This window comes from Paenibacillus sp. MMS18-CY102, assembly GCF_009789195.1.
GTDB lineage: Bacteria > Bacillota > Bacilli > Paenibacillales > Paenibacillaceae > Paenibacillus_T.
This window is the reverse complement of the sequence record NZ_WSTC01000049.1, coordinates 23637-29805: the sequence shown is the minus strand read 5'-3', so window position 1 is coordinate 29805 and position 6169 is coordinate 23637. Positions and strand designations below refer to the sequence as shown.

Here is a 6169-nt window from a genome sequence, read left to right as displayed (position 1 = left end):
ATCCCGAACACGACCGTTAAGTCCTCCAACGCCGATGGTACTTGGACCGCAGGGTCCTGGAAGAGTAGGAAGACGCCAAGCACGATGAACCACTGTCTACGGACGGTGGTTTTTTTGTGTTTTAAGGGAAGCAAAAACGGCACCTGTACAAGGTACCGTTTTTTGCGTTTAGCGATGATAGTAACATAGCTCGCTCGAGTCTAGTTTAAGAACGCCATCGCTGTTTTGTTTGCGGAGCAAAAGCAATGTGATTTGGCTTGGGCAGCATGTCCACAGATGCCATACAATTAAACCGATTGAACCGCTGGTGTTTATCCATGGAATGAGAGCGATATAGATGCATAACCCGATCCAGCATGCATGGCGCTCTGTTTTGCGGTAAATGCCTAACTGAATCTCTGAGGTGGGCATGTAGCCAATAAAGGGAGGCGAGTAACTCCAGCCAAATCTACGCCGTTGCCACTCATCTACACGAATTAATGTTAGGCGGTTAATGATGTAACGGATAACAATAACGACAGGCAAACCAATTAGGGCATAGAGTAGCCCACTGAACTTAAATAAGACAATTAATGCTGCCACAAGAAAGTAGGGGGCGAGTTTATAGGCCTTCAATAGCTTAGGGGGAATGTTTAATTTACGAATTAGACGGTACTGGTAAACTGTTGCATTGTGTTGCTCTTGTAAGGTTTGTCTCATGATTGGTTCTCCAATAGTAGGATTCACTATTTACCTATATCGGTATTCGTTCATCCGTACTTAAGGCGCTGCCAATTTTTCTTCGATTTATTATCACCATTAGACGATCGCCTACATACGATATTTAAATTGGAGAACTGCTTAGGGCAATGACTAAAGTAGTAGATTGTGTGGCATAATAGTAGATAGTTAGTTTGTATTCCCCCAGACAGGAGGCATTCACATGGAGGAACAACAGCCAACCTGTAAGTGCATCATTTGTGGTGAGTTTAAGCGGGAAGAGGAAGGCATCCATATTGTAACAGAGTTTATTTGCGAAGATTGTGAAGTTGATATGGTGGCGACAGATGTAAACGACGCTAGATACCCTTTTTATATTCATCAAATGAAGCAGATATGGGTTCAACGGAATGCTTAAGAGACCTTTCCATATGAATGGAAAGGCTCTTTTTTGTTTGGATAGGTATGTTTAACCTCGTAATGTTACAATAAGGTCAAGTATACTGACCTGAGTAGAGGATGACGGATAGATGAGGTTGGAACCGGAGAAGGAATGGTACGCCCCCCTGTATGAAACACTGAGTAAGCACGCGCAAAGCCAGCCAGTATCGCTGCATGTACCAGGGCATCGTAATGGCGAGAGCTGGAGGCGAGGGCGGCAGAGCGGATATGATCGATATGGCTTAGCCCATTATGAAAATCTAATGCCACTGGATGTAACCGAACTGTCGCATACGGATGATTTGCATGCCCCTGAGGGAGTAATTGCAGAAGCCCAGCAGCTTGCAGCCAAATTGTATGGGTCTGACCACGCCTTCTTTCTCGTTGGCGGGAGCACGGCGGGCAATCATGGCATGATCTTAGCGGTTTGTAATCCCGGCGATCTTATTCTCGTTCAACGGAACGTACATAAATCCGTATTAAATGGATTGCGATTAGCTGGGGCTAGAGCTGTATTTATGCAGCCCGCAAGAGAAGAGGGAGAGGGGACATGGACGGTGCCAGAGCTGCAGTCAGTAAAGCAAGCTTTGGAACAATATCCCCAAGCGAAAGCAGTTTTGTTGAGTACACCCAATTATTATGGCCGGGTTGTATCCATGCAAGCATATGCTGATCTAATTCATGCGTACCAGATACCATTGTTAGTTGATGAAGCCCACGGGGCGCATTATGGATTTCACCCGGCATTCCCACAGTCGGCTCTGGCGGCAGGAGCAGATGCCGTTGTTCAATCCACGCATAAAACATTAACAGCTATGACGATGGGAGCTATGCTGCACATTAAGGGGGAGCGGATCAATCTAGAACGGTTGAAGGATGTATTAGCTTCGATACAAAGCTCAAGCCCCTCTTATCCGATTATGGCTTCCATCGATATTGCCCGGGCAATGGTGCAGTCTGAGGGTCCCAACATGTTTGAATCTGGGCTACAGGCGGCACATAGGCTGCGGATGTATTTGAATCAAAGGAGTAGCCGTTTAGTAGCTTCAGCCATCAGGGAGGATGGATCAACTCCTTTAATTGATCCTCTTCGGGTTATATTGAAAGACCGTGAGGGAGCGTATAGCGGTTATGAGCTGCAAAAGCATTTGGAGCAGCACGGTTGCTGGGCCGAAATGGCCGATGAAACTCGCGTGTTATTGTTATTTGGCAGTTACATGAGTGATTCGGAGCTCGAACGTATTCTAGCAGCTTGTGATGCGGTAGCAGAGAGTCTAGATCGTTTTATACGGACTAGAGGCTATGAAGGCAAGAACACAGTGGCTGAGCCTCTAAGTGAGGCAAGCACGGCCGGTGCAATATCGGAGCCGATCCCATTCTCGTTCAGAGGCATATCTGCCGATCAGGCAGTAACGGTTAATATGAATCAAGCAGCAGGCTTCCGGAGTGCAGAGACGGTGATCCCCTACCCACCGGGAATACCTCTCTTATATGCAGGAGAAGCCATTAGCGCATCGGTCGCCCAAGAGCTGAGACGGCTTGGGGAACTTGGCGCTAAATGCCAAGGGGCAACAGATCCTACGCTTCAAACGATACGTGTCATACAAGTCGAGACGAATGGATGACGGACTAGTGTAGCTTTGATATGATGAAGGATAAGGGAAACCTACTAGAAGGATTTAAGACGAATCGAGGCGTTAACATTGGAACAGGGTGTTTTCATTACAATAGAGGGTGGAGAAGGCGCTGGCAAGACAACTGTTATTAGCCGCTTGGCTGAGGCGCTATCTGCACTTGGACATACAGTTACGACGACTCGCGAGCCGGGAGGAATCCCAATCGCTGAGCAAATTCGTTCCGTTATTCTGGACCGGAACCATACCGGGATGGATGGCAGAACGGAAGCATTGCTGTATGCTGCTGCGAGAAGGCAGCACCTGGTCGAGAAGGTTATCCCAGCACTGGAGAATCGGCATGTTGTGCTATGTGACCGGTTTATTGATAGCAGCCTTGCCTATCAAGGGCATGCGCGTGGAATTGGCGTGGAAGCTGTCATGGCCATTAATGCATTCGCTATCGATGGGATAATGCCTAAGCTAACGCTGTATTTGGACGTAAGGCCAGAGGTAGGATTACGTCGCATTCAAGAAGCGGAAGTGAGGGAGATTAACCGAATTGATTTAGAGGCAATAACATTTCATGAACAGGTAAGGGAAGGCTTCCTTCAGCTAGCTGAAGCATATAGTGACCGGATCGTTGTAATTGATGCCGAACAATCGTCTGATGAAGTCCTAGGGCAATGTATGTCGATAATCCTGGAACGATGGGCAGGATTTTAGGCAATCGATGTCAAAATATTAAGGATGGCCGATTACCGTTGAAAGTCATGGGAGGGATTGAGGATGAAACTAGTCATCGCAATCGTGCAAGATAAGGATAGCAACAGGTTGTCCAATGCGCTCGTTCGAGAAGGTCTTCGTGCGACTAAACTGGCAAGCACAGGAGGATTTCTCCGAGCCGGTAATACGACATTTATGATCGGAATTGAAGATGATCGCGTTCATGAGGTTTTGCAGGTTATCCGTTCCAACTGTAAGGTAAGAGATCAGCTCGTAACGCCGATGTCACCGATGAGCGGTTCAGCAGATTCTTATATCCCGTTCCCTGTCGAGGTACAGGTGGGTGGGGCTGCTGTCTTCGTCGTTCCGGTGGAGCGGTTCGAGCATTATTAACGATAAACGTGACAGAATAGGGCGTGGCGACAGATGAAAATCGAATCAGGTTGGCGTCCGCTTGAACAGCGTTCGCGGCCAGACCAGTCGAACAAAGCGATCGTAACGAGAAGCTTCTCCGACGTCTTGCATCAAAACGACTCGGAACGTACGACAGAGCAGCTGCAGCGCAAGTTGCAGGATATTCATAATCAAGGGGAACGGTTAGCAAGATCCATGACTGTTCGAGAATTGAAGCAATATCAGCAAATGATCAAAAAATTTCTGGAGGATACCGTCAGGCGCGGCGTTGGATTGAAGGAGCATCGCGGCTTTGACCGGCGCGGTCGCATTAAGCGGTACAAGCTGCTTGATGAAATCGATGAGAAATTAATCGAGATGGCCGAAGAGCTGCTTCAGACCGAACAAGGAAGGATCGAGTTATTAAGCAAAATTGGAGAGATCCGAGGGCTGCTCATTAACTTGTTCTTCTAGAAGAAGGAAGGAAATGCGCAGCATGAGTATGGACGAAGTTCCAGGGCAAGAGAAGGCAAAAGGAATGCTGCGTTATGCGCTGCGAAGCGGGAAAATATCGCATGCTTATTTGTTCAGTGGACCTCGCGGAACTGGGCGAAAAGTACTTGCGCTTGCTTTTGCCAAAGCGTTGTTCTGTACTGCTGGCGGAGAAGATGCTTGCGGCCAATGTATCGAATGCCGGAAGTTTGAGCATGGCAACCAACCGGATTTGTATCAAATTGAGCCTGATGGGCAGTCGATAAAGCTTGGGCAGATTCAACAGCTGCAGCGGGAAATGTCGTATCGCAATGCAGGGGAATCCCGCAAGGTCTATATTGTTGAGCGGGCGGAGACGATGACGCTGCAGGCAGCGAACAGCTTGTTGAAGTTTCTTGAAGAACCGCAATCGCCGATTGTTGCACTGTTGCTGACAGACAACGGACAAGCAGTGCTTCCGACGATTCGGTCACGTGTTCAGGCCATTCCGTTTGCCCCGTTAGGCCCTCAACAGATTGTAGCTGCTCTCGAGGCTGAAGGATTCCCGTCTGCTCTTGTGAGGACTGCCAGCCGTTTAGCTTCGGGCCCAGAGGCATGCCGCACGCTTATCCAGCAGAATGGGTTTGCAGAAACGAGAAACGTAGTGATACAATTAGGAAAGGAGAGCATAAGCCGATTCACTGCAGCGATTGTGACGGTTCAGCAGCAGGTCGTTAAGGCTGAGGCCGGACAAGATCCGCAGCTTTTGCTCGCCATGTTGTTGCTTTGGTTTAAAGACATGATTCATTATCAGGCTGGAAGGCCTGAAGATATGGTTTTCATAGATCAGTCGGATTGGATAAGTAAACATGCATTCGCCCGTACCCCGGATGGTTGGGTGACATGCATGGAGCAGGTGCTGGAGTGTGGCAGGCGGATACGTGCCCATGTGTCAACACAGTTAGCACTCGAGCAATTACTGGTGAATCTACAGGAGGGCTAATGCCTTGTATAATGTCGTCGGTGTCCGCTTCAAGAAAGCGGGCAAGATCTATTACTTTGATCCCGTCGATCTGCCCGTAGCGAAAGATCAGCATGCGATCGTCGAGACGGCTCGCGGCATCGAGTACGGTAAAGTGGTGGTTGGACAAAAACAGGTCGGTGAATCGGATGTTGTCCTCCCCCTTAAGAAAGTAATACGGATCGCGAACGAAGCCGACGCGAAAGTAGTAGAAGAAAATAAACGATCAGCAAGCCAAGCGTTCACAACTTGCTTGGAGAAAATCCGCAACCACCAGTTGAAGATGAAGTTGGTAGATGTGGAGTTTACATTTGATCGCAATAAAATAATATTCTACTTCACCGCGGAAGGCAGAGTTGATTTTCGTGAGTTAGTTAAGGATTTAGCCGGTGTATTCCGTACCCGGATTGAGCTTCGCCAGATCGGTGTTCGTGACGAAGCTAAGATGTTAGGCGGCATCGGACCTTGCGGACGGGTGCTTTGCTGTTCTTCATGGCTAGGTGATTTTGAGCCTGTATCCATTAAGATGGCGAAGGACCAGAACCTATCGCTCAACCCAACGAAGATATCTGGGCTGTGCGGGCGATTGATGTGCTGCTTGAAGTTTGAGCATGATAACTACGAGAGCATTCGTGAGGAACTCCCGTCGATTGGCAAGATTGTCATTACGTCGCTAGGTGAAGGCAAAGTTACCGGTATTAATGCGGGGAGCAAGACAGTATACGTACAACTGCTCGACATTGGCGGCAAGCCGAAAGAGCTTCCGCTGGATGATGTCGTCGTGAAATAACCCGTTCCATCAAGG

The 6169-nt window shown here is 48.4% G+C and carries 8 protein-coding genes; 7 read left to right on the top strand and 1 reads right to left on the bottom strand.

Annotated elements, in window-relative coordinates; genetic code table 11:
* Positions 1-168: 168 nt before the first annotated feature.
* The gene (locus GON22_RS23965) at positions 169-699 is read right to left on the bottom strand and encodes a transposase (protein ID WP_160398614.1); all 531 of its coding nucleotides are present in this window, start codon (positions 697-699) and stop codon (positions 169-171) included.
* A 223-nt stretch (positions 700-922) separates the two neighbouring features.
* Here GON22_RS23965 and GON22_RS23960 point away from each other — a divergent pair, with 223 nt between their 5' ends.
* The 7 genes from GON22_RS23960 to GON22_RS23930 all read left to right on the top strand — a co-directional run bounded on the left by GON22_RS23960 (position 923) and on the right by GON22_RS23930 (position 6154).
* On the top strand, positions 923-1117 hold the full coding sequence (locus GON22_RS23960; protein WP_160398613.1) for a sigma factor G inhibitor Gin: 195 nt from the start codon (positions 923-925) through the stop codon (positions 1115-1117).
* Between the two features lie 112 nt (positions 1118-1229).
* On the top strand, positions 1230-2765 hold the full coding sequence (locus GON22_RS23955) for an aminotransferase class I/II-fold pyridoxal phosphate-dependent enzyme (protein WP_160398612.1): 1536 nt from the start codon (positions 1230-1232) through the stop codon (positions 2763-2765).
* A 78-nt stretch (positions 2766-2843) separates the two neighbouring features.
* Complete coding sequence (tmk, locus tag GON22_RS23950) at positions 2844-3479, top strand: dTMP kinase (RefSeq protein ID WP_160398611.1); 636 nt, start codon at positions 2844-2846, stop codon at positions 3477-3479.
* A 63-nt stretch (positions 3480-3542) separates the two neighbouring features.
* Entirely contained in the window at positions 3543-3872 is a 330-nt protein-coding gene (locus GON22_RS23945) for a cyclic-di-AMP receptor (protein ID WP_006038204.1), read from the top strand.
* A 33-nt stretch (positions 3873-3905) separates the two neighbouring features.
* A complete protein-coding gene (locus GON22_RS23940; RefSeq protein WP_160398610.1) occupies positions 3906-4346 on the top strand; it encodes a YaaR family protein in 441 nt (146 codons plus the stop codon).
* A gap of 22 nt (positions 4347-4368) precedes the next feature.
* Positions 4369-5346, top strand: a complete 978-nt coding sequence (gene holB / locus GON22_RS23935; protein ID WP_160398609.1) for a DNA polymerase III subunit delta' — start codon at positions 4369-4371, stop codon at positions 5344-5346.
* Positions 5347-5350: 4 nt separating this feature from the next.
* A complete protein-coding gene (locus GON22_RS23930; RefSeq protein ID WP_160398608.1) occupies positions 5351-6154 on the top strand; it encodes a PSP1 domain-containing protein in 804 nt (267 codons plus the stop codon).
* Positions 6155-6169: the final 15 nt, after the last annotated feature.

Bases quoted from the DNA above. Each gene is read 5' to 3' on its own strand.
- GON22_RS23965 (WP_160398614.1), bottom strand. From the start codon at position 699: ATGAGACAAACCTTACAAGAGCAACACAATGCAACAGTTTACCAGTAC.
- GON22_RS23940 (WP_160398610.1), top strand. From the start codon at position 3,906: ATGAAAATCGAATCAGGTTGGCGTCCGCTTGAACAGCGTTCGCGGCCA.
- holB (WP_160398609.1), top strand. From the start codon at position 4,369: ATGAGTATGGACGAAGTTCCAGGGCAAGAGAAGGCAAAAGGAATGCTG.
- GON22_RS23960 (WP_160398613.1), top strand. From the start codon at position 923: ATGGAGGAACAACAGCCAACCTGTAAGTGCATCATTTGTGGTGAGTTT.
- GON22_RS23955 (WP_160398612.1), top strand. From the start codon at position 1,230: ATGAGGTTGGAACCGGAGAAGGAATGGTACGCCCCCCTGTATGAAACA.
- GON22_RS23945 (WP_006038204.1), top strand. From the start codon at position 3,543: ATGAAACTAGTCATCGCAATCGTGCAAGATAAGGATAGCAACAGGTTG.